General features: G+C 68.5%; 17 protein-coding genes. 13 read left to right on the forward strand and 4 right to left on the reverse strand.

Features of this window, described 5'->3' with window-relative positions; translation table 11 throughout:
- The first annotated feature begins 42 nt into the window (after positions 1–42).
- From BJ960_RS03245 to BJ960_RS03260, 4 genes are all read left to right on the forward strand, one after another.
- Complete coding sequence (locus BJ960_RS03245; RefSeq protein WP_185986239.1) at positions 43–1,572, forward strand: SDR family NAD(P)-dependent oxidoreductase; 1,530 nt, start codon at positions 43–45, stop codon at positions 1,570–1,572.
- A 51-nt stretch (positions 1,573–1,623) separates the two neighbouring features.
- Positions 1,624–2,298: a hypothetical protein gene (locus tag BJ960_RS03250; RefSeq protein ID WP_185986240.1), complete on the forward strand. Its 675-nt coding sequence runs from the start codon at positions 1,624–1,626 to the stop codon at positions 2,296–2,298.
- Between the two features lie 148 nt (positions 2,299–2,446).
- A complete protein-coding gene (locus tag BJ960_RS03255) occupies positions 2,447–3,052 on the forward strand; it encodes a copper chaperone PCu(A)C (RefSeq protein ID WP_185986241.1) in 606 nt (201 codons plus the stop codon).
- An 8-nt stretch (positions 3,053–3,060) separates the two neighbouring features.
- On the forward strand, positions 3,061–4,527 hold the full coding sequence (locus tag BJ960_RS03260; RefSeq protein WP_185986242.1) for a PepSY-associated TM helix domain-containing protein: 1,467 nt from the start codon (positions 3,061–3,063) through the stop codon (positions 4,525–4,527).
- Positions 4,528–4,636: 109 nt separating this feature from the next.
- Here BJ960_RS03260 and BJ960_RS03265 read toward each other — a convergent pair whose 3' ends face one another.
- Positions 4,637–5,113, reverse strand: coding sequence for a small multi-drug export protein (locus BJ960_RS03265; protein WP_185988125.1), 477 nt, complete (start codon positions 5,111–5,113; stop codon positions 4,637–4,639).
- 194 nt (positions 5,114–5,307) lie between these two features.
- Between BJ960_RS03265 and BJ960_RS03270 the strand changes: the two genes are divergently transcribed.
- The gene (locus tag BJ960_RS03270; protein WP_185986243.1) at positions 5,308–6,504 is read left to right on the forward strand and encodes a sensor histidine kinase; all 1,197 of its coding nucleotides are present in this window, start codon (positions 5,308–5,310) and stop codon (positions 6,502–6,504) included.
- Positions 6,501–7,151 carry a response regulator transcription factor gene (locus BJ960_RS03275; protein WP_185986244.1) on the forward strand — a complete coding sequence of 217 codons (651 nt, stop codon included), beginning with the start codon at positions 6,501–6,503 and terminating at the stop codon, positions 7,149–7,151. Before BJ960_RS03270 ends, BJ960_RS03275 begins: the two co-directional genes overlap by 4 nt.
- Before the next feature lie 75 nt (positions 7,152–7,226).
- On the opposite strand, the gene BJ960_RS03280 is transcribed toward BJ960_RS03275, so the two are convergent.
- Positions 7,227–8,030 carry an ankyrin repeat domain-containing protein gene (locus BJ960_RS03280; protein ID WP_307814654.1) on the reverse strand — a complete coding sequence of 268 codons (804 nt, stop codon included), beginning with the start codon at positions 8,028–8,030 and terminating at the stop codon, positions 7,227–7,229.
- 227 nt (positions 8,031–8,257) lie between these two features.
- On the opposite strand from BJ960_RS03280, the gene BJ960_RS03285 reads away from it, so the two are divergent.
- The 4 genes from BJ960_RS03285 to BJ960_RS17145 all read left to right on the forward strand — a co-directional run bounded on the left by BJ960_RS03285 (position 8,258) and on the right by BJ960_RS17145 (position 14,663).
- On the forward strand, positions 8,258–9,766 hold the full coding sequence (locus BJ960_RS03285) for a class I adenylate-forming enzyme family protein (protein ID WP_185986245.1): 1,509 nt from the start codon (positions 8,258–8,260) through the stop codon (positions 9,764–9,766).
- Positions 9,767–9,892: 126 nt separating this feature from the next.
- On the forward strand, positions 9,893–11,884 hold the full coding sequence (locus BJ960_RS03290; protein WP_185986246.1) for a DUF3556 domain-containing protein: 1,992 nt from the start codon (positions 9,893–9,895) through the stop codon (positions 11,882–11,884).
- Positions 11,881–13,326, forward strand: coding sequence for a phytoene desaturase family protein (locus BJ960_RS03295; protein ID WP_185986247.1), 1,446 nt, complete (start codon positions 11,881–11,883; stop codon positions 13,324–13,326). The genes BJ960_RS03290 and BJ960_RS03295 overlap by 4 nt, the downstream gene beginning before the upstream one ends.
- Entirely contained in the window at positions 13,323–14,663 is a 1,341-nt protein-coding gene (locus BJ960_RS17145) for a PucR family transcriptional regulator (RefSeq protein WP_185986248.1), read from the forward strand. Before BJ960_RS03295 ends, BJ960_RS17145 begins: the two co-directional genes overlap by 4 nt.
- 105 nt (positions 14,664–14,768) lie before the next feature.
- Here BJ960_RS17145 and BJ960_RS03305 read toward each other — a convergent pair whose 3' ends face one another.
- The gene (locus BJ960_RS03305) at positions 14,769–16,532 is read right to left on the reverse strand and encodes a PucR family transcriptional regulator (RefSeq protein ID WP_185986249.1); all 1,764 of its coding nucleotides are present in this window, start codon (positions 16,530–16,532) and stop codon (positions 14,769–14,771) included.
- Positions 16,533–16,757: 225 nt separating this feature from the next.
- Here BJ960_RS03305 and brnQ point away from each other — a divergent pair, with 225 nt between their 5' ends.
- From brnQ to BJ960_RS03320, 3 genes are read left to right on the forward strand one after another with little or no spacing between them, the layout of a single operon-like run.
- Positions 16,758–18,167 carry a branched-chain amino acid transport system II carrier protein gene (brnQ, locus tag BJ960_RS03310; RefSeq protein WP_185986250.1) on the forward strand — a complete coding sequence of 470 codons (1,410 nt, stop codon included), beginning with the start codon at positions 16,758–16,760 and terminating at the stop codon, positions 18,165–18,167.
- Between the two features lie 7 nt (positions 18,168–18,174).
- Positions 18,175–19,416, forward strand: coding sequence for an NAD(P)/FAD-dependent oxidoreductase (locus BJ960_RS03315; RefSeq protein ID WP_185986251.1), 1,242 nt, complete (start codon positions 18,175–18,177; stop codon positions 19,414–19,416).
- Between the two features lie 49 nt (positions 19,417–19,465).
- Entirely contained in the window at positions 19,466–20,395 is a 930-nt protein-coding gene (locus tag BJ960_RS03320) for an ornithine cyclodeaminase family protein (RefSeq protein ID WP_185986252.1), read from the forward strand.
- Positions 20,396–20,569: 174 nt separating this feature from the next.
- Here the strand turns inward: BJ960_RS03320 and BJ960_RS03325 are convergent, their stop codons facing one another.
- Positions 20,570–21,586 carry an NADP-dependent oxidoreductase gene (locus BJ960_RS03325; protein WP_185986253.1) on the reverse strand — a complete coding sequence of 339 codons (1,017 nt, stop codon included), beginning with the start codon at positions 21,584–21,586 and terminating at the stop codon, positions 20,570–20,572.
- Between the last annotated feature and the right edge of the window lie 22 nt (positions 21,587–21,608).

Below are 21,608 nucleotides of genomic sequence, written 5' to 3' on the forward strand. Positions count from 1 at the left end.
CGCTCGTCTCGACCCCCAGCCGGCTCGCGTAACATTGACGCAATGACCGAGACACCCGCCGGGGCCACGCCCGAACCGAGCGCAATCGACCCCGCGGACCTCGAGACCGCGCTGCGCGTCATCGCCGCAGCCGCGAAATTGCCGAGCGAGCACTCGGACGTTGCCTCGATCCGGCGCGCGACGTCCGCGATGTACAAGGCGGCGAAGAGCGAGCGCCGCCGCGTGCAGCGCAACGAGATCGCCGAGGCGAACCGCGCCGTGATCGAGGCGACCGCGACGGGGGCGCCCGACAGGATCGACGACGAGACCCGCGGACTCACGCTCGCCGCGACCTCGGAAGCGAAGTACGTCGGCGAGCTGCGCAAGGCCCAGGCCTGCTACATCTGCAAGCAGCCATACACGAAGGTTGAGTCGTTCTACCACCAGCTGTGCCCGAGCTGCGCTGAGTTCAGCCACGGCAAGCGAAACGCCCGCACCGACCTGACGGGAAAGCGAGCGCTGCTCACTGGCGGGCGCGCGAAGATCGGGATGCACATCGCGCTCCGCCTGCTGCGGGACGGCGCGCACACGACGATCACGACGCGCTTCCCGCGCGACGCCGCCCGCCGGTTCGCGTCGCTTCCCGACTCGGCGGACTGGATCGACCGCCTGCGCATCGTCGGCATCGACCTGCGCGACCCCTCTCAGGTCGTCGCGCTCGCGGATTCCGTCGCGGCCCGCGGCCCCCTCGACATCCTCATCAACAACGCGGCGCAGACGGTCCGGCGGTCGCCGGGCTCCTATTCGCTCCTCGCCGACGCCGAGTCGCAGCCGCTGCCGGCCGGCGTCTTCCCCGAAACCGAGTCGCTCGGCCACCCCGCCGAGCTGCACCCGCGCGCGCTGCAGTCCTCGGTCGGGGCCGACGGCGCGGTCTCGCTCGACGCGTTCTCGCCGGCGCTTCTGACGGGCACGGTCGCCGCTGGCGTAGATCAGGCCCGCAGCGCCGACGACCTCACCGCGCTCGCGATGGCGGCGGGATCCTCGTCGCTTGAGAAGCACGCCGACGGTTCGGCGATCGACGCGGGTGGCCTCGTGCCCGACGTCGCCCACGTGAACAGCTGGGTGCAGCACGTTCAGGAGGTCGACCCGATCGAGATGCTCGAGGTACAGCTGTGCAACTCGACGGCGCCGTTCATCCTGATTAGTCGGCTGCGCGCCTCGATGGCGGCATCGCCAGCCCGCCGCACGTACGTCGTGAACGTCTCGGCGATGGAGGGGCAGTTCTCGCGCAAGTACAAGGGCCCGGGCCACCCGCACACGAACATGGCGAAGGCTGCGCTGAACATGCTCACCCGCACGAGTGCGGAAGAGATGTTCGAGACCGACGGGATCCTCATGACCGCCGTGGATACCGGCTGGATCACCGACGAGCGTCCGCACTTCACGAAGCTGCGCATGGCCGAGAACGGGTTCCACGCCCCGCTCGATCTCGTCGACGGCGCGGCCAGGGTGTACGACCCGATCGTGCGCGGCGAGGCCGGCGAGGACCTGTACGGCTGCTTCGTGAAGGACTACGAGCCGAGCCCCTGGTAGCCCGCCGCGTTTTCCCACGTTGCGCGGCGCGCGGTGCGGAATAATGTGAGCATGCAGCCAACGTCTCGACTCCCGCACGTCGTGCGGGGTTCGACGGCGGCCGCGGTCGCGACGTTCGTCGCCCTGTTCTCGCACGTGCTCGCCGGTGGCGCGATGCCCGAGCCGCTCGGCATCTGCGTTCCCTTCGTGCTCTCGCTGCTCGTGAGCGTGCTCCTCGCCGGGCGCAAGCTCTCGCTCACGAGGCTCTCGCTGTCGGTGATCGCGAGCCAGACGCTCTTCCACACGCTGTTCGTGCTCGGGGCCCCGAGCGCCGGCGGTGCGGGCCCGGCCGCCGCAGGCGGGCACCAACACCACGGCCAGACGATGACGGCCGCGATGGCGCCCGCTCAGGGTGCGTCCGTGCCCGCGATGACGGACCACACGGCCATGCTCATCCAAGGCGACGCCGTCATGTGGCTGTCGCACCTTGTCGGCGCCGCGGTGACGATCCTCTTCCTGTACCGCGGTGAGCAGACGATCCACCGGCTTCGCGAGCTCGCCGAGCGGTTCATCGCGTGGGCCCAGCATGGCCTCGCCGCAGCCCTGCGCGTACCGGCAGTGTTCGGTGCGCCGGTCCAGCGGCAGGCGGAGCCGATCGAAACCGCGGGCTGGGCGGTGCTCACGCAGCTCATCGCGTCGACGCGGAGCCTTCGCGGACCGCCCGCAGTGCCCGGGCTCGCCAGCTAGCGCGTTCCGCCTACTCAGTGGGCCGGCGCCTCCCCGGCGACCCCTTCAAGAACATCGCTCTGTGCCGCTCCGGGCGTTCCCGGCGCGGTGCCCGGCCGACGCCGCCTCCGTGCGCGGCCGGAGAATTTGCATGCTTGAAAGGCACACAATGTTGAACACTTATACTCCCGCGACCCGTTTTTCAGTGATCTGTGGCGTCGCCCTGCTCGCGCTCACCGGCTGCTCGGCCGGCGACGCGTCTCCCGCATCCGGCTCACACACCACGGCCCCAACCGGCGCGGCGGACGAACGCCCCGCCGCGGACGCGGTGACGATCGAGGAGGCCTGGGTGAAGTCGGCCGAGAAAGACGAGATGACCGCTGCGTTCGGGCTCCTCAAGAACTCGAGCGACACCGACGCGAACATCGTCTCGGTGACCTCGACAGCCTCGCCGATGATGGAGCTGCACGAGACCGTCGCCAACGAGTCAGGTCAGATGGTGATGCGCGAGGTCGAGGGAGGCTTCGTGATCCCGGCCAACGGCGAGTTCAGCCTGGAACCCGCGGGCAACCACATCATGATCATGGGGCTGCCCGCAGCTGTCACCGCGGGGGAGGACATCACGTTCACGCTCGAATTCGCCGACGGATCGACGCGTGACTTCACCGCGATCGTGAAGGACTACGCGGGAGCCAACGAGAACTACGACGGTGGCCACGGCGAGCACGACGCACATGACGATGCGGCCGAACACGACGCGCACAGCGGCCACTGAGGATCGCGATGACGACATCTACTTCATCGCCAGCGGCGGCGCCCGTCGCCCCGCAGGGTCCACCGGGTGGGCAGCGCCCGAAGCCGCAGCGGGGCTGGTTCGCCCAGCTCCTGCTTCGGCTGCACTTCTACGCGGGCGTGCTTGTCGGCCCGTTCATTCTGATCGCCGCCGTGTCCGGCGGGCTCTACGCGCTCACGCCACTGATTGAGAAGGCGGTCTACGCGCACGAACTGCGCGTTCCGGTCGCCGACTCCCAGCTCTCGCTTGCGGAACAGATCCGCGCCGCACAGCAGTACATCGGCGACGACGCGTCGCCGAGCGCCGTTCGGCCGGCGCCCGAGCCCGGGGCCACCACGCGGGTGCTGTTCGCTGACCCCTCGCTCGGCGGGAGCGAGTCCCGGGCGGTGTTTATCGACCCGGCGACCGCCGAGATCCGTGGGGATCTCACGGTGTACGGCACGAGCGGCGCGCTGCCGCTCCGAACCTGGGTCGACAACCTGCACCGCAATCTCAACCTCGGCGAGCCGGGCCGCTTCTACAGCGAACTCGCCGCGTCGTGGCTGGGGATCATCGCGCTCGCGGGTCTCGGGCTCTGGATCGTGCGCATCAAGAAGTCGCGCACGAAGAAAAACTTCGTGCGCCCGGCCCGGGGGTATCGCGGCTACAGGAAGACCCTGAGTTGGCACACCTCGCTCGGCATCTGGGTGCTCATCGGCGCCCTGTTCCTGTCGGCGACCGGCATCACCTGGTCACAGTACGCGGGCGGCAACGTCGGGGTGGCTCGCGCGGCGCTCGGCGGCGGCACGCCCGCGTTGACAACCAGCCTCGACGGGGCCGCAGCGTCGGGTGACGAGCACGCCCACCACCACGGGCCCGTCGCCGCGCCGACGGGCGAAGCGAACCCCGACACGTTCGATGCGATGCTCGCGATCGCGCAGCGGATCAACGTGAACACGGGTCTCGTCGAGATCGCTCCGCCCGCCGAGCCGGGGCAGGCCTGGGTCGTGAAGGAGATCCAGGCTGCCTTTCCCACCGAGGTCGACCAGGTCGCGATCAACGGGAGCACGATGGAAGTCGTCGACAGGCTCGACTTCGCGGACTACCCGCCGCTCGCGAAGCTCAGTCGGTGGGGGATCGACCTGCACATGGGGGCGATGTTCGGGCTGGCGAACCAGCTCGTGCTGTTCCTCATCGCCGCTGGCATCGCGACTTTGGTCGTGCTCGGCTATCTCATGTGGTGGCGCAGGCGGCCGACGCGCACCTCACCGTTCGAGTTCGCGAGCCCGCCGCGGCGCGGCGTCGTCCGTGGCGCACCCTGGTGGGGGATCGGGATCGTCGCCGTCGCCGCCATCGGGATCGGCGTGCTGCTGCCCTTCGTCGGTTGGACGCTGCTCGGGTTCGTCGTGATCGACACGGTCATCGGCCTCGTGCGGCAGCGCCTCGGCCGGCAGGCTGACGCGGTTCGCGGTCGGTAGGCCGCCTCGCGTCCTGATCCGGGCGCAGGGCGGCAGCGCTCGTGCCCACTGAGAACCGGCGCTCCGACACGATCTACTTCGTGTCGGAGCGCCGGTTCACCGGGTCGGCCTAGCGGAAGAACACCGAGACGCCGAGCGTCGCGAGCACACCGAAGATGACGCCCCACAGGATGATCGAGATGATCTGCCAGAGGATGACCTGGTTCTTCGGCGCGCCGAAGGAGACCATGGCGGCCGAGGTGATCTGGCTCGGCAGGAAGAGCTGGCCGAGCAGGCTCACGCCCGGCACCCCGTAGCGGTCGAATCGCTCCTTGAGCTTCGCGCGGCGCGGCGTGAGCTGCGCCGCCTCCTTGCCCTGGGTCGCCTTCGCCCGGACCCCGTGAGCTGTCAGCACGAAGATCAGCATCGAGATGACGTTGCCGATGACTGCGGCGACCACTGCGATTACGGGGTTGATGCCGACGAGCACGCCGACAGCCGAGCCGAAGTAGGACTCGACGAACGGGATCGCCGCGATGAGCAGCACGCCGAACCACTGGAGAAAATCGGGGAGCGAGGCGGTGAAGTCCTGAAGCGAGTCGAGCATGATGACCTTTCGTGGTGGGGCGGCGTCTGCCGCGATGTCTCTATGGTTTCGCAGGCGCCGAGGAGCCAGTAGTGCCGTCGTGTCATGTGTCGAAATGCTGATTCTCACGGCGCTTCCATGACATTTGTCATGTGCCGCCGCGATCCGTGGAAAACGCGCCCGGGCGCCGCGGGGGTGGCCGTATGCTGACACTGATGTCTGCTCAACCCAACGCCCCGACCCCGTTTGCGGGAGTGAACGCGACGTGGAATTACACGCTCGGTTCGATCGTGTTCCTGTTTCTGCTGCTTGACCTCGTGGTTGTCGGAGACCTGGTGCTTCGCTTCCGCGATTCGGGATCGATCCTGACCGGCGCGCTCCTCCTCGCGGTGGTGCTGTCGTCTGTGACGCGGATTCGATACTGCTGGTTCTTGCGCGGCGAGGGCGATGAGGGGCTGCCGCGCATCGGGTGGACCATCGCGCTCTTCGCCCCCGCCGTCGTGGCGTGGGGCCTCGCGTTCGTGCTTCCCGACGGGGCACCGTACGCCGCCGCCCAGCTCTGGTTCTCCGGCGTGCTCTTCTGCGTCGTCCTCCGCCGCTCGGTGCGGTGGCCCGTGATGGCCGCGGTCCTCGTCGTGACGATCGCGCCGCTCGTGGTTCGCTCGGCGCGGGGTGACGACGCCCTCGAGCTGGCGGAACGCGGTGCGGGCCCAATCATCGCCCTTTACGCCCTCATGCTGCCGTTCATGCTGCTCTCGAGCCTGTGGCTGTGGCGCATCGTGCGACGGCTCGATGAAGCGCGGACGCTGGCCGCCGAGCTCGCGGTGACGCAGGAACGCCTGCGGTTCGCCGCCGACCTGCACGACATCCAGGGGCATCACCTGCAGGTCATCGCGCTCAAGGCCGAACTCGTCGAGCGCACCCTTGCGGCGAAACCCGAGTACGCGGCCGAGCAGGTCGGTGAGATCCGGGTCATCGCGAAGGAAGCGCTCGAGGAGACGCGCTCGCTCGTGGCGGGGCTCAGGGAGGTCGCGCTCGACGTCGAGCTCGAGAACGCGCGCGAGGTGCTCGCGCTGTCGGGCACGGAGTGCGAGCTCGACATCGCTGGTACGCCGGCGAGTGCGGACACGCGGCGGGTGCTCGCGTTCGCCGTCCGGGAGGCGACGACGAACATCCTCCGGCACAGCGCCTCGACCGCAGCGAAGATCTCGCTCGAACCTGCCCGCGGCGGCTACGAGCTCCGCATCGTCAACAATGGCCTCGCCGCCGGCCCCGACTCGCCCTCCGCGGGCGGGCACGGGCTAGCCGGCCTGAGGGCGCGGGTGTCAGCGCTCGGGGGGACGCTCGCGGCGATGCCTGAGGGCGAGCGGTTCGAGCTCAGACTCTGGCTACCTGAAGGGGGAGCGCAATGAACGAAGCAGCTGCACGAGGCGCGGCTGAGGGAGGAGGCGCCAAGATCCGCCTCCTCATCGCCGACGACGAGCACCTCATTCGCGGGGCGCTCGAAGCCCTGCTCGGCCTCGAGCCAGACATTGAGGTGGTGGCGGGAACGGACAACGGCGCGACGGCGGCGGAACTCGCGATCGAACTGCAGCCGGACATCTGCCTGCTCGACCTTGAGATGCCGCGGGCCGACGGCATCGAGGCCGCCGAGCGCATCGCGGCAGGGGTGCCGGCGGCGCGCGTCATCATCGTGACCCGCCACGCCCGCCCTGGGGTGCTGCGGCGTGCGCTCGCCGCCAAGGTCGCCGGATTCGTGCCGAAGTCGACGCCGGCTGGCGAGCTCGCTGACGTGATTCGCGACGTCGCTGCGGGCAAACGCTACATTGACCCTGAGATCGCTGCCGCCGCGTTGACCGCCGAGCGTTGCCCGCTTACCGAGCGGGAGCTCGATGTGCTCCGCGCGACCCGCACCTCCTCGAACGTGCAGGAGATCGCGGACGCGCTGTTTTTGTCCTCGGGCACCGTGCGCAACTACCTGTCCGCGGCGATGACGAAGCTCGGCACCAGCAACCGGCACGACGCCGCCGAGCACGCCTGGCAGCAGGGCTGGATCTAGCCGCCGGCGCGGCCGGTCGGCAACGGGTCGGCGACCGGTTGCTGGTCGGTTGGCGGTTGCGGCCGCCGACGCGGGCTACTGCACCCCGCCCGCGGCCTGGATGAGCTCGGCGAGCGCCCACATGCCGCGCGCCTGCGCGTTGGCCAGCGGAGTGTTTCCCTGGCCGTCGCGCAGGTTCGGGTCTGCGCCGCCTGCGAGCAGGAGCCGCACCGTCTCCTGATGGTCCGCGCCGTCGGTGCCGAGCAGCACCGCCTCTTGGAGGGCGGTCCAGCCAAGGTCGTTGACGTGGTCAGGATCGATGCCGGCGGCGAGGAGCATGCGGGTCACCTCGACGTGACCGTGCTCGCCCGCGGGAATCAGCGCAGTGCCGCCAAATCGATTCGTGCTCGCGAGGTCGGCGCCGTTCGCGAGCGTCAAGCGCAGGATCTCGTCGTAGCCCTCGGCCCCGGCGTAGAGGTACGCGCTGTCCTGGATGTCGTCCTTGGCGTTGACGTCGGCGCCGGCCTCGATGAGCGCAGTCGCCGCTGCGATCGCGTTCACCTTGGTCGCAGCGACGAGGGGCGTGCGGCCGCCCTCGCCGCGAAGCTCAAGCTCCGCCCCGCGCTCGATCGCCGACGCCACGGCGGCGCCGTCGTTCGCTGCCACGGCCGCCGCGAGATCGGCGTTCGCCTGCGGGTCCGGGGTGACGGGCTCGGGGTCGGGCTTGGGCGCCTCGGTTGGCGTCGGGGTTGCGGCTGGAGTGGGCTTTTCCGGCGCGGGCTCGGCCGCGCACCCCGACAGTAGGGCGAGGCCGGCGGCGATGGCCGCGGGAACGAGGAGTCGTCTGGCGTTCATCGTGCGGGGCGGAACGACCGGGCGTGCGGGGGCGGTGCGTGTCACGTGTCACTCTCCTGGGGTAAGGACGGAATGACGTGAATGGTATACCACGCGGGTGGGGGAATCCGCTGCGCGGTCGTCGCGAGCTCGCCCGCGCGGTCCTATGCAAAGTGCACACTGTGGCGGACGAGCTGGGCCAACAACGGCCCGAAACCCCGTGAAATTGGCTCGTAGCATTGCGAGTGCAACCGGGCAGCAGGTCAACGCGGACCACCCGGGAAAGGACGGCAATGAGGCTGAAACACCTACTCTGGGAATCTCCTGCTGCTGGCACGGGGCGCGACTGCATCGGCGATGAGCGCGGCATGCTGAGCTATGCGGAGACCGATGCGCGAGCTCGTGCGGTCGCGCAGCAGCTCGCCGAGCGCGGGATCGGTGCCGGCGACGTGGTCGCACTCATGCTCGAGAACAGCGTCGAACTGCTCGTCGGAATCCTCGCGACCTGGCTGCTCGGCGCGGCCGCGACCCCGATCAACCCGACGTTCACCGAGCGCGAGCTCGGGTATCAACTCGCGGATTCACACGCGAAGCTGCTCATCGTCGACGCGCACGCGCCGGCCGCGGCGGGGCTGTCGATCGCCCGGCTCGACGTCGCCGCCATGCGCGACACATCACACGCCGCGGCAGCGGGAGTCGCAGTCCCGACCCCGGCGACGCCCGCGGACCAGCTCGCGCTGCTCATCTACACGAGCGGCTCGACAGGACAACCGAAGGGCGTGATGCTCGACCACGCGAACCTCCACGCCATGTCTGAGGCGCTCGCGGCGCACACCGACATCACGGCGGAGGATCGCGCCCTCGTCGTCCTCCCGATGTTTCACGTCAACGCGATCTGCGTGAGCTGGCTGGCGCCGATGCTCGTGGGAGGCTCGACCGTCGTGATGGCCAGGTTCACGCCGACGGGCCTGCTCGAGGCGGTCGAACGGTTCCGGCCGACCTACTTCTCGGTGGTGCCCGCGATCCTTGCGAAACTCGTCGAGCTGCCGGCGGGGACGGTCGGGGAGCTCAGCTCCGTTCGGTTCGTGATCTGCGGCGCTGCCCCGGTCTCGGCTGAGTTGCTGCAGCTCAGCGCCGATCGCTTCGGCTTGCACATCATCGAGGGCTATGGCCTGACCGAATCGACGTGCGCGTCGGCGTGCATCCCGCTCGCGGGCCCGCACAAGCTTGGAACCGTCGGGCCGGCGCTCGCGGGCCAGCGGATCGTCGTCACCGACGCGGCAGGAAACCCGATGCCGGCGGGCGAGCGCGGCGAAGTGCGGATCAGCGGGCCAACCGTGATGCGGGGCTATCTGGGACGGCCCGAGGCCACGGCCGAGACCATCGTGGACGGTTGGCTGCGCACGGGGGACGTCGGCGTACTCGACGACGACGGGTACCTCAGGATCGTCGACCGCATCAAGGACATGATCATTCGCGGCGGCGAAAACCTCTACCCCAAGGAAATCGAGACCCACCTTGCGGCGCACCCGGCAGTGCTCGAATCGGCGGTCGTCGGCGCCGCGCACGCTCGGCTCGGCGAGGTTCCCGTCGCGTACGTCGTGCTGCTGCCTGGGGCAACGGCGACACCCGCCGAGCTGCTCGGCCACTGCGCGGCCGGCCTCATGAAGGTGAAAGTGCCCGTGCGGCTCGAGATCGTCGACGACCTGCCCCGCAACCCGGTGGGCAAAGTCGACAAGCCCGCGCTGCGCAGGCGAACGGCGCCCGCGCTCGAACACACGAATCAGCCGGTGAGCGCGTGACGGCCGTCCCCGGCTAGCGGCAAACCGCCCGATCCCCGGTTGTTGGCCCGAGGCCGACGGCCTCCTTGCGGTACCCAAAACCGATACCGCGTTCCATCCAGAAGACCTGTCACCAAAGGAGTTGTCATGGGTTTTACCGAAACGAGGTTCCCGAACGTGGAACCCGAAGCATTCATCCAGCGCCCGCTGCAGGAGCGGTTGCGCGTGCTCACCACGCAGTGGGCCGAGTGGGGCTTTGGCGCCGCTCGCAATATCTCCGTGCTCTACCTCGCAAAGGTCTTCGGCGCGTGGCTCATTGGCGGCGTGCTGCTCGTCACGCTCACGTCGCACCTGAACCCGCTCGATCCGGCGTCGTGGTGGATGAACCCGATCGTCTACCAGAAGCTGCTCGTCATGACGATGCTGCTCGACGCGATTGGTGTCGCCGGCTCGTGGGGCCCGCTCGCCGGTAAATTTGGCCCGCTCACCGGGGGGATCCTCTTCTGGTCCAGGCCTGGAACGATCAAACTCAGCCCCTACAAATGGATCCCGTTCACCGGCGGGAACCGGCGGACAGTGTTCGACGTGTTCCTGTATTACGGGTTCCTGTTCGCCATGGGCACGGCGCTCCTCCTGCCAGGCCAGACCGCGGCCGAGCTACCGGCGCTCGGCAGGTTCCAGGCCTACCTCACGGATCCCGCGAACGGCGTCCCGGTCTGGCTGACGCAGCACGCCGAGAGCTTCCTGCTCATTCAGACGACGCCGCTCGTGCTCGCGGTCGCACTGCTCCTCATCATTGGACTGCGAGACAAGACGATCTTCCTCGCCGCCCGCGCCGAGCAGTACCTGCTGCCGATCGTCTTCTTCATCGTGTTCCCGCACTTCTTCGAGGTCACGGACATGATCATCGCACTGAAGATCTTCCTCGTCACCGTCTGGGTCGGAGCCGGCTTCTCGAAGCTCAACCGGCACTTCAGCCTGGTGATCCCGCCGATGCTCAGCAACACCCCGTTCTGGCCGCCGCGCTGGCTGAAGAAGTCGATGTACAAGGACTTCGCCGGTAGCGACCTGCGGCCGAGCCGGCCGGCACACCTCATCGCCCACGTGCTCGGCACGATCGTCGAGATCGGCGCACCGCTCGTGATGCTGTTCGTCGCTGGCAGTGCGCTCGGCGGCCAGCTCACCGTGACGCTCGCGACGCTGCTCATGGTCGGGTTCTGCCTGTTCATCATCTCGACCTTCCCTCTCGCTGTGCCGCTCGAATGGAACATGCTGTTCGCGATCTGCGCCGTCGTCTTCTTCATCGGGTACCCGAACGGTGTGGGGTTCAGCGTGTTCGACATGTCGCAGCCGTGGCTGCCGTTCGCCGTCATCGCGATCCCGGTGTTCTTCGTCATCTTCGGCAGCATCCGCCCCGACAAGGTGTCGTTCCTCGCTTCGCTCCGCCAGTACGGCGGCAACTGGGCCTCTGCGCTATGGGCGATCCACCCCGACGCTGAGCACAAACTGCACCGCGTGCACCGGCCGACGACCGATCAGATCGACCAGCTCCAGACGATGGGGCTGCCGTATCCGGTCGCCGAGACCTTCCTGCAGATGACCATCGGCTGGCGCTCACTGCACTCGCAGGGGCGAGGACTGTTCTCCGTGCTCCTCGAAGACGTGCCAGACATCGACCACCGCCGCGTGCGAGAGGCCGAGTTCGGGTGCAACGCGATGATCGGCTTCAACTTTGGGGAGGGGCACTTCCACAACGAGGAACTGATCGCGGCCATCCAAGAGCAGGCACAGTTCGAACCTGGCGAGTTCATCGTCGCCTGGGTCGAGTCGGAAGCGCTGTGGAGCGGCATCCAGGAGTATCGCCTCATCGACGCCGCGCTCGGCGTCGTCGAGCGCGGCCACTGGCGGGTGAAGGACGCGGTTGCGGCACAGCCGTGGCTGCCCGACGGGCCGATCCCGCTCACCGTGACCTGGCGCTCGCCGCAATTCGAGCAGCTCCGGTTCACCGCAACCGATATTGTTGGGCCAGACGCGGCCCCAGCGCCGCTCGACGACGCAGTGACGCTCGGCGTTGACACCGCCGCGCTCACCCAGTTCGTCGCAGAATCCGAGCAACTCGTGGAGGTACGGAAGCCATGACCACAGCGGTCGTAGTGGGAAGCGGGCCCAACGGGCTCGCTGCCGCGACCGTGCTTGCCCGCGCCGGCGTCGACGTCACCGTCGTCGAGGCCGCGAACCACCTCGGAGGGGGAGCTCGCTCAGTCGAGTCCCCCCTCGCCGGGCTCGTGCAGGACCACTGTGCCGCCGTGCACCCGATGGCGCCCGGCTCGCCGTTCTTCAAAACGCTCGACCTGCCAGCGATGGGGGTGGAATGGGCGTACGCGCCGATCGACGCCGCGCACCCGCTCGACCGTGGCGAGCCCGGAATCCTGCGCACCTCAATCGCCGACACCGCCGCCGGCCTCGGGCGCGACGGCTCCCGCTGGGCCGCCGCGTTCGGGCCCTCGGCTCGCGCGTTCGACAGGCTGTCGGGCGTCATCATGGCGCCAATGCTGCGCGTGCCGCGGCACCCGATCCTGCTCGCCCGCATGGGGCTCGTCGCCGGCCCACCGCCCGCGCTCGTCGGGAAATTCTTCCGTGAGGAGCGCACCCGGGCGCTGTTCATGGGGGTCGCGGCGCACGCGCTGCAGCCGCTCACGCAGCCACTCGTGACGGGCATCGGAGCCGGAATCATCATCGTCGGGCACGCCGTCGGGTGGCCCGTCGTGAAGGGCGGCACCGGCGTCTTCACCGACGCGCACATCGCGCTGCTGCGCGGCCTCGGCGTGCGGTTCGAGACCGGTCGCCGCGTTACTCGACTGCACGAGCTTCCCCCGCGCGACATTACGATCCTCGACGTGCATCCGCGCGCCGCCGCGAGCATTCTCACCGCGCAGCAACCCGATCAGGATCGCCGGGCGTACCGCAGATTTGCTCCCGGACCGGCGGCCTTCAAGGTTGACTTCGCGGTCTCGGGCGGGGTGCCCTGGCGCGACCCCGAGATCGCGCAGGCGGGCACCGTTCACGTTGCGGGCAGCGCGGCGGAGATCATCGCCGCCGAGCGCGACATCGCCGCCGGCCGGATGCCGGAACGGCCGTTCGTGCTCGTCGGGCAGCAGGCCGCAGCCGACCCCGCGCGAGCGAACGGCGAGATCCATCCGGTGTATGCCTACGCGCACGTGCCGAACGGCTACCCGGGCGACGCGACGGAGCAGATCATCGCGCAGATCGAGCGGTTCGCGCCGGGATTTCGAGAGCGGATCGTCGGCCTCAGCGCTCGCACGCCGGCCGAGAGTGAGGCCGAGAACGCGAACTTCATCGGCGGCGATATCCTCACCGGTGCCAAGTCGCCGCTGCAGTTCCTCCTCGGACCACGGTTGAGCGCCCAGCCCTACGACACCGGGACGCCCGGCGTCTACCTCTGCTCGGCCGCGACGCCGCCCGGCCCGGGGATACACGGCATGGGCGGCTTCAACGCGGCACACCGCGCACTTGACGTGCTGCAGCGCGGGCCTCGCGTTGCAACCCCGGTGCAGTCGTGACTGGCCGGGGAAGCGACGGTGCGACCGCCCCCGCCGCTGCCGCCGCACCGCGCCGGACCGCCAGGCCGGAGTCGGCCGCCCACGACCTGCAGCTTCGTGAACTCATTGCGCGCATCGGGTATGCGCTCCAGGAGGAGACTCCGCAGATCGTCGACGAGATGACCGGACTGCTCTCGGATCGGGTCGCTGGCCTCGACCAAGACGCGCAACTCGTGCAGATGCTGCGCGCGAGCGTCGACGGAAACGTGTGGACCATCGGGCACATCCTCACGAACGACATCGCAATCGAATCAGTCCAACCGAGTACGGCCGCCGTCGAGTACGCCATGCGGCTCGCCCAGCGAGACGTGCAACTCGGGTCGCTCACCCGGGCCTACTACCTGGGGCAGTCGATGGTCGTCCGCCGAGGTATCGACATGGTCGACGCCCTCGGGCTCGACGATCAAGACCTGCAGATGAACCTCGTGCGCCGCATCACCGACGTGATCCACAACTACATCGACTGGATGCTGCAGTACGTGACGAACGTCTTCGTCGCCGAGCAGGCAAAATGGTGGACCGCTCGCGCAGTGACGAACGCCGCCGCAGTCCTGAAAACCCTGCGCGGCGAGCCGATCTCATCCGCCGGGTTCGAGGCGCGCACGAAGTACTCGCTCGACCAACACCACGTTGCGCTCATCGCCTGGCTCGAGTTCGACAACTCCACGACCGAAGACCAGCGTCAGGTCGACCAGCTGCTCAGGCGGGTCGCCGCGATCCTGCAGTCAACGAAGCCGCCGCTCATCACCGCCGCCGACCGCACGACGGCGTGGGCGTGGGTCGCCACCCCGACCCCGGAGCTCGCCGACGATGCCCTCGCACGCGTCGCGAGGCTTGCGGAGTCTGCCGAGGCCAACAACGTCCGCGTCGCAATCGGGGTTCCCGGCAGCGGGGTCGCCGGCTTCAGACGCAGCCACGAGCAGGCCGCGAAGGCGCGGCTGGTCGCGCTCGGCGCGCAGCGGTTCCGCGAGGCTCAGCTCGTGGCGTTCAGCGACCCGGACGTCGGGTTCCTGTCGCTCCTCATGCACGACACGAAGAGTGCGGTCACCTGGACCCGCGAGGTCCTGGGCGACGTGGCCTCTGAAGGGGAGCAGCAGACCGCACTCCGTGAGACGCTTGCGACGTTCTACGCGACCGGCGAGAACTCCTCGAAGACGGCCGAGCTGCTCGGGCTGCACCGCAACACCGTGCGCCAGCGGGTTGCGAAGTTCGAGTCTGAGCGCGGCGGCAGGCGGGCCGACGGCATGGAAATCTCGCTCGCGCTGAAGCTCTTTGACCTGCTCGGCGAGGGCAGCTGAGACGGGTTCGGCTCCGACAGGGTCCGACAGGCTCCAACAGGATCCATCGGGCTCCAGCCAGCAACTTTCTCTACGTTTTGACGTACTTCGGGGGCCGCAACTACGTCAAAACGTAGAGAAAGCTGGGGCGGCCCGCGCTGCGAGTTCGAGCTGAAGCGAAATCAGCAGCCTGTCCTCCGGCCGGCTGAGGTCGAGCCCTGCGACGTCTTGTGCGCGCTGGAGCCGGTAGCGAAGCGTGTTCGGATGCACACCAAGGTCGCGTGCCGCCTCCCGAGCATTGAAGCCAGTGGTTACGTATCCCCGCAGGCTGACGACGAGCTCCGCACCGTGTCGTTCGTCATACGCCCGGAGGGCCTCCATGCGCGGGTCGACAAGCTCAGGGTGTGCTCCCAGCAGCGCGAAGGCCTCCCGGAGTAACACGGAGGTGCGCGACTGCGTGAGTGAGGTCACCCGTGTGTGGCTGCCGTCGATCGCGTCCAACACCCTGTCGGCCTCCGCACGGGCTTCGGCGACCTGCTCGAAACTGGTGACCGGTGTGACGATCGCGATCCGCATCGGCGTGGCTGGCTCCGCGACGGATCGGGCCGCAGCGGCATCGAACTTGGCGACGAGCATTTCGGCCCATTCCTCGATCCGGTGGCCCGTCGCAAGGTGCGGCAGCAGCACGTAGGCACGCTCGCCGAGCAGCACAAACCGTGCTTGGGGCGCGAACGCCCCGACGTGCAGCCGCAGCAACTTGGCAAGCCCAGCGACCGCGGCCGACCCCGCACCCGTCGCCAGCCCGGCAGCCTGCGCCAACCTGGGCGTTCCGCCCATGCCCGCGCGCCCGGGACGCTCTTCGGGCGCGCTCGGGAGGGCGACACCGATGACGGCTGCCTCCCCGAGGTTTGGCAGCGCGAGGAAGGCCGCAGCTGTGCCCGAATCGATCCCGCCGCGCTCGCCGAACACTCGCTGCAGCATGAGCTCGGTCGCCGACGGCGCTTCGAGCGCCCTGGTGAGGACGCGGGCCGCGGCCGACGCGCCACCGCGCACGACGGTCTCGGCGTCTGGGCTGAAGCCGCGAGCGCCCTCCTGCACCCAGATCGAGCCGATGAACTGGCCGCTCGGCGAGTGGATTCCGGTAACGAGTCGTGGCCGCATTCCGAGCTCGTCATGGGCTGGCACGTACACGACCTCTTGCGTGTTCTGGATCTGCTTGACGACGCCCCAGGCGCCGAGCAATACCATGGAGTCCTCGGGGGCGACGCGGCCGAGAATCGCGCGCTCACGGAGCCCGTCTGCCGTGCCGTCGGACGGGGAGTAGGCGAGCACGCTCGAATCGGGGCGCTCGATCGTCACCATGCCGCCGGCGCCGGCCGCGATGACCGAGGCGAGCTCTGCGAGATCCCAGAACGCCGCGTTGGCGCCAGCGCCTGGCGCGTCGGCATCCTGGGCGTGCGCACGGTCGAGGCTGCGGTGGATCGCCGCAAGCAGGAGATCCCACCGGGCCATTCGATCCACGACGATGAGTGCGAGCCCGGCCTCGGCGGCCGCGCTACGCAGTCCGGCGTCGGCGATATCTTCCTTGATGACCAGCGCGACGGGACGCTCTGTGATCGGCCGCGACCGCAACCCCTGAAGCCAGATCAGAACCTCGGTGGTCGGTACCCCGACGGGAAGCACCAGGTCGGCAGGTGGCGAGGAAGGGATCGCGGAGGTGATGTCCGATGATTCCGCGAGCGAGACTGACTGTACCCACACGGCCGGTGCCGAACCGGCTGGAACCACCTCCCGCACGGCGGCGTCGAGTGCGGTTGCGACTTCGGCGAGTGGGATCGCCCCGTCTCGCAACTGCCCGGCCTCCTCCGCGCGCGCGAACTTTCCGTACATAGTGATAATAATAGCGATGCTGATTGGTCACATTAACCGAGGAGTGGGGCATCGTTGCTGTGGTTGCATTGAGCGGACGTGCGGACGGCCCAGCCGCTGGGCCTCATCCGCCGCCAGATTTCTTTGCCAGCTCAAGGAGGAGAACGTGCAACTCATGCCGTACGCGCTCGAGGGATACTCGCCCCGCGCAGACCACACCACGCGCCCCGCAGCAGGAGGGAACCGATGACCGGCGACCGCAAGCTGTCCCCATTCCAGATGCTTGCCCTCGGGCTCCTGCTGTTCGCCATGTTCCTCGGAGCAGGCAACACGATCTTTGCGCCCATGGTCGGGCAGGCAGCTGGCAGTGAGATGTGGATCCCAATGTCGGGCTTTCTCATCACCGGCGTCGGCCTCGTGCTCCTCGCGATCGTCGCTCTGACGATGGCGGGCGGCACCGTCGAACAGCTCGCTTCGCGCGTGCATCCCGTGTACTCGTTCGTGTTCTGCATCCTGCTGTTTCTCGCGCTTGGGCCGCTCTACGTAAACCCGCGTACGACCTCTGTCGTCTACGAGATCTCGGTGAAGCCGATTCTCGGCCCAGAGCTCACGCAGGGTGCCTGGCCGCTCATCATTTTCTCGATGATCTTCACGCTGCTCGGCGTCTACCTCTCGCTCACCCCGTCGAAGCTTGTCGACCGCGTTGGCAAGGTCATCACGCCGATCTTCTCGGTGTTGCTCATCATCGTCGTCGTCAAGTCCCTCATCACCCCGATGGGCGAGCTGCACCCCGCGGTCGACCCCTACAAGAACGGTGCGTTCATCAAGGGATTCACCGAGGGCTATCTCACGATGGACGCGCTCGCAGCCCTGGTATTCGCGGGCGTCTTCATCCAGTCGATTCGCGGCCAGGGCATCACGACCCGCAAGGGCATCTCGTTCACGTTCTTGAAGGCCGGCATCATCACCGTCATCGGCCTCGCGCTGCTGCACATCTCGCTCGCCTGGATCGGTGGTTCGAGCGTCGACTCGATCGGCCGCCCCGACAACGGCGGAACCGTCATCGCCGAGGCCGCCCGCACGCTGCTCGGCTACCCGGGCGTGCTGATGATCGGTCTCGTGATCTTCCTCACCGGCATCACGACGCTCGTCGCGTGCCTCACTGCGGTCGCTGACTACTTCGCCAAGCAGTTCCCCAAGGTGTCCTACAAGGCGTGGGTATGGATCCACGCCACCGTCGGCCTCGTCATCGCGAACTTTGGGCTGCAGGCCGTGCTCTCCGCTGCGCTTCCGATCCTCTTCCTGCTCTACCCGCTCGGCATGACCCTCATCGTGCTCGCGCTCCTCGACCGCTTCTTCGGCGGGCGTCGCGCGGTCTACGTCGGGGCGACGATCGGGGCCGGATCGATCGCGATCCTCGACGCGGTGAAGGCTTCCGGCAACTTTGTCGACGAGCTCAACGGCTTCTTCTCGTGGCTTCCCATGTTCGCCGACAACGGCGGATGGATCATCCCCGCCGTGCTCGGCGGCGTGATCGGCTACATCGTCGGGGTGGCGAAGGGTGAGCCCGCGATCGACCGGACCGCGCACATCTCCGTGATTGACGCACCCGTCACCGACAACTCTGAGGCGCGTGCCTCCTCACGAAAGGCGTAACACCCGCATGACCCGTGTCATCGTGATCGGAGCCGGTGCTGTCGGCCTCGCTTCCGCGTACTATCTCCGCAAGGCCGGCCACGAGGTGACCGTTGTAGACCAGGCGCCGCTCGCGGCCAAAGCGTCCGGGCACAACGCTGGCTGGCTGATTCCGAGCATGTCGACACCGGTCCCCGCGCCCGGCATGATGCTGCAGGCCATGAAATGGATGGTGCAGCCCGACAGCCCGCTGTACGTGACGCCCTCGCTCAAGCCCAGCTTCATCGGGTTCATGCTGCGCATGCTCCGCAGCTGCACCGACACACGCTTTCGTGAAGGATCGGCGGTGCTCGCCGCGCTCAGCGCGACCGCGCTGTCGGACTTTGACGAGCTCGCGGCCGAGGGCGTCGAGTTCGAGCAGCACGAGCAGCCGCTGTCGATGCTCTTCACCGACGGCCACAAGGTTGAGGGCCGGGTCACCGAGCTCGAACTCTTAGACGGCAAGCTGCCCGGGTTCTCGTGGAAGCACATGAGCGAGGCCGACCTCAAGGCGCACAAGCCAGTGCTGTCGGACCGGGTGGTCGCCGGCATCGAGTCGCGCGGCGACCGCTCGGTCGATCCGGGCTCGTTCGTGCGGGGCCTCGCCGCCGCCTGCGAGCGCGAGGGCGTCGAGATCAGGATCGGCGCGCCGGCGTCGCTCGAGTCGGCTTCCGGAGCGACCGTCGCCGTGAAAGTGGGTGCTGAGACGCTCCGAGCCGACAGGGTCGTCGTCGCTGCCGGCGCCTGGACCAACGAGGTGCTGCGCGGCATCGGCGAGCGCGTCCCGCTGCAGTCGGGCAAGGGCTACGGCTACGACTTCCCGGTCGTGCCAGGCGGCCCGACGAAGCCGATCTACCTCGCCGAGGCGAAGGTAGCGATCACACCGCTCGACACCAAAGTGCGACTTGCCGGCACGATGGGCTTCACCGGCGTCGATGAGTCGATCAAGCGCCGCCGCGCCGGGGGTATCCTCACGGGTGTGAGCGGATACTTCGAGGGCTGGCCCGACGTTGAGGGTGCCCCAGAACCGTGGACCGGGCTGCGGCCGACGACGCCGGACGGTCTTCCCATCATCGGCGCGCTCTCGAAGCATCCGAGCGTGCTCGTCGCGACGGGGCACGTCATGCTTGGCATCAGCCTCGCGCCCACGACCGGCAAGCTCATCACCGACCTTGTAACGGGAAGCCCCGTGCCCGAGCTGCTGCAGGGCGTCTCCGCGAGCCGATTCTAGGCTCAAGCCTCCCTTTCGAGTTCATCACCCAGCCAGCAAGGAGAACCACATGATTTCCCCGACCGGACTGCCGTTCCTCTCAGCCGCGGACGTGCGCGCCCAGATTGACCCAGACACCGCGCGCGGCCTCATCGAGCGGGCGCTGCTTGAGGGCTTTGACCCGGCCGATGACCCCGCGAGGCAGTCGGTTGATGCTGGGGCCGGGCACCTGCTCCTCATGCCGTCGAGCCTCGGCCAGTCGGTCGGCGTGAAGATCGCCTCGGTGTCGCCCGACAATCCTGCGAAGGGCCGTCCGCGTATTCAAGCGCTCTATCTGCTCATGGACGCGGAGACGCTCACGCCTCAGCTGCTCGTGGACGGGTCGGCGCTCACGGTGATCCGCACCCCCGCGACTACCGCGGTTGCCGTCGACAGGCTGGCGGCACCCGACGCGCACCGCCTCGTCGTGTTCGGCAGTGGGCCCCAGGCGATCGACCACATCGTCGCGTTCTCTCGAATTCGCGAGCTCACCGACATTCGTCTCGTCGGGCGCAACCCGGAGCGCACCGCGCCGGCCATCGCGAAGCTCGCCGAACTCGGGATCGCGGCCAGCCTTGGAACGCCCGCGGACGTCGCTGAAGCCGACATCGTGCTGTGCGCGACCTCGGCGAAGGATCCGGTCTTCGACGGCTCGCTCGTGCGCGACGGTGCCTGTGTCGCCGCGATGGGATCGCACGAGCCTGACAGGCGCGAGCTCCCGGGGGACCTGATGGGGCGCGCGCTCGTCATCGTCGAAGACCAGGCGACCGCGCTGCGGGAGGCCGGCGACGTCATCATGGCTGCGGCCGAGGGGAACCTCGACATCGACTCGATGCAGGCCCTCGCCGGGCTCGTCCGAGGCGAGGTCGTGCGCGATCCGGGTCGCCCGAACGTGTTCAAGGGCACGGGAATGTCGTGGCAGGACCTCGCGGTCGCCTCGGGTCTGACGCCGCCGGCGTAGGCGGGAAGCGGTCTGGCCCAGTCGCCGGCAACTTTCTCTACGGTTTGACGTACTTCGGGGGCCGCAACTACGTCAAAACGTAGAGAAAGTTGGGGCGGGGGCCGGGGCCGGGAGCCGGGGCCGGGGCCGGGGCAGGTTGGGTGCTGGAGCCGGGCCGGAAGTCGGGGCGGGGGCCTAGGACTCCACGCGGACGAGCATCTTGCCCGTGTTCGCCCCCTGCATCATCGCGAGGAACGCGTCGATGGTGTTGTCGATGCCATCGACGATGGTTTCGTCGTAGGCGATCTTGCCCTCGCCGAACCAGGTGGTCATGCGATCGGTGAACTCGGGCAGCTTGTCCCAGTGCGCGCCGACGGTGAAGCCCTGCATGGTGAGCGCGCGGGTGATCATGTTTGCCATGTTCGACGGTCCGACGGGGCGTTCGGTCGCGTTGTAGGCGGCGATGGCCCCGCACAGGGCGAGCCTGCCGCCATCGTTCATCGCCGCAAGCGCCGCCTCGAGGTGGTCGCCGCCGACGTTGTCGAAGAACACGTCGACCCCGTCCGGGGCCGCGGCGGCAAGCTGCTTCCGCACCGGTGAATCCTTGTAATTGAATGCCGCGTCATAGCCGTACTTCTCGGTCAGCAGCGCTACCTTCTCGGGGGAGCCGGCTGACCCGATCACCCTGCCGGCGCCGAGCAGCTTGGCGATCTGGCCCGCCGCAGTGCCGACCGCGCCGGCTGCGCCCGAGATGAAGACGGTGTCGCCCTCCCGCAGCCCGGCAATCGTCGTGAGGCCGACGTAGGCGGTAAGTCCGGTCATGCCGAGCATGTGCAAGTGCACCGAGAGAGGTACGCCCGGGATCTCGGGCAGCGCCCGGAATGTGCCGGCGTCTGCCTGGATGGCGTCGGTCCAGCCGTGCTGGTGCAGCACGGCCGTGCCGACCGGGAGATCTTCGTGTGCCGAGGCGACAACCCTGCCGACGGCTCCACCCGAGATGACCGCGCCAAGCTCGTAGGGCGCGACGTAGCTGCGGGCATCGCTCATGCGGCCACGCATGTATGGGTCGACCGAGACGAACTCGTTGCGCACCCGCACCTCGCCCGGGGCCGGGTCGCCGTATTCAACCGTCGCGGTCTCGAAATCCTCGTGTACCGGCCAGCCGACGGGGCGGCGTGCGAGGCGGATCTGGGTGCTCGTTGAGTGGCTCATGTGTGCTCCTTGCGGTTGGGTG

This window comes from Leucobacter aridicollis (genome assembly GCF_013409595.1).
GTDB lineage: Bacteria > Actinomycetota > Actinomycetes > Actinomycetales > Microbacteriaceae > Leucobacter > Leucobacter aridicollis.

Bases quoted from the DNA above. Each gene is read 5' to 3' on its own strand.
- BJ960_RS03245 (WP_185986239.1), top strand. From the start codon at position 43: ATGACCGAGACACCCGCCGGGGCCACGCCCGAACCGAGCGCAATCGAC.
- BJ960_RS03250 (WP_185986240.1), top strand. From the start codon at position 1,624: ATGCAGCCAACGTCTCGACTCCCGCACGTCGTGCGGGGTTCGACGGCG.
- BJ960_RS03255 (WP_185986241.1), top strand. From the start codon at position 2,447: ATGTTGAACACTTATACTCCCGCGACCCGTTTTTCAGTGATCTGTGGC.
- BJ960_RS03260 (WP_185986242.1), top strand. From the start codon at position 3,061: ATGACGACATCTACTTCATCGCCAGCGGCGGCGCCCGTCGCCCCGCAG.
- BJ960_RS03265 (WP_185988125.1), bottom strand. From the start codon at position 5,113: ATGCTCGACTCGCTTCAGGACTTCACCGCCTCGCTCCCCGATTTTCTC.
- BJ960_RS03270 (WP_185986243.1), top strand. From the start codon at position 5,308: ATGTCTGCTCAACCCAACGCCCCGACCCCGTTTGCGGGAGTGAACGCG.
- BJ960_RS03275 (WP_185986244.1), top strand. From the start codon at position 6,501: ATGAACGAAGCAGCTGCACGAGGCGCGGCTGAGGGAGGAGGCGCCAAG.
- BJ960_RS03285 (WP_185986245.1), top strand. From the start codon at position 8,258: ATGAGGCTGAAACACCTACTCTGGGAATCTCCTGCTGCTGGCACGGGG.
- BJ960_RS03290 (WP_185986246.1), top strand. From the start codon at position 9,893: ATGGGTTTTACCGAAACGAGGTTCCCGAACGTGGAACCCGAAGCATTC.
- BJ960_RS03295 (WP_185986247.1), top strand. From the start codon at position 11,881: ATGACCACAGCGGTCGTAGTGGGAAGCGGGCCCAACGGGCTCGCTGCC.
- BJ960_RS03305 (WP_185986249.1), bottom strand. From the start codon at position 16,532: ATGTACGGAAAGTTCGCGCGCGCGGAGGAGGCCGGGCAGTTGCGAGAC.
- brnQ (WP_185986250.1), top strand. From the start codon at position 16,758: ATGACCGGCGACCGCAAGCTGTCCCCATTCCAGATGCTTGCCCTCGGG.
- BJ960_RS03315 (WP_185986251.1), top strand. From the start codon at position 18,175: ATGACCCGTGTCATCGTGATCGGAGCCGGTGCTGTCGGCCTCGCTTCC.
- BJ960_RS03320 (WP_185986252.1), top strand. From the start codon at position 19,466: ATGATTTCCCCGACCGGACTGCCGTTCCTCTCAGCCGCGGACGTGCGC.
- BJ960_RS03325 (WP_185986253.1), bottom strand. From the start codon at position 21,586: ATGAGCCACTCAACGAGCACCCAGATCCGCCTCGCACGCCGCCCCGTC.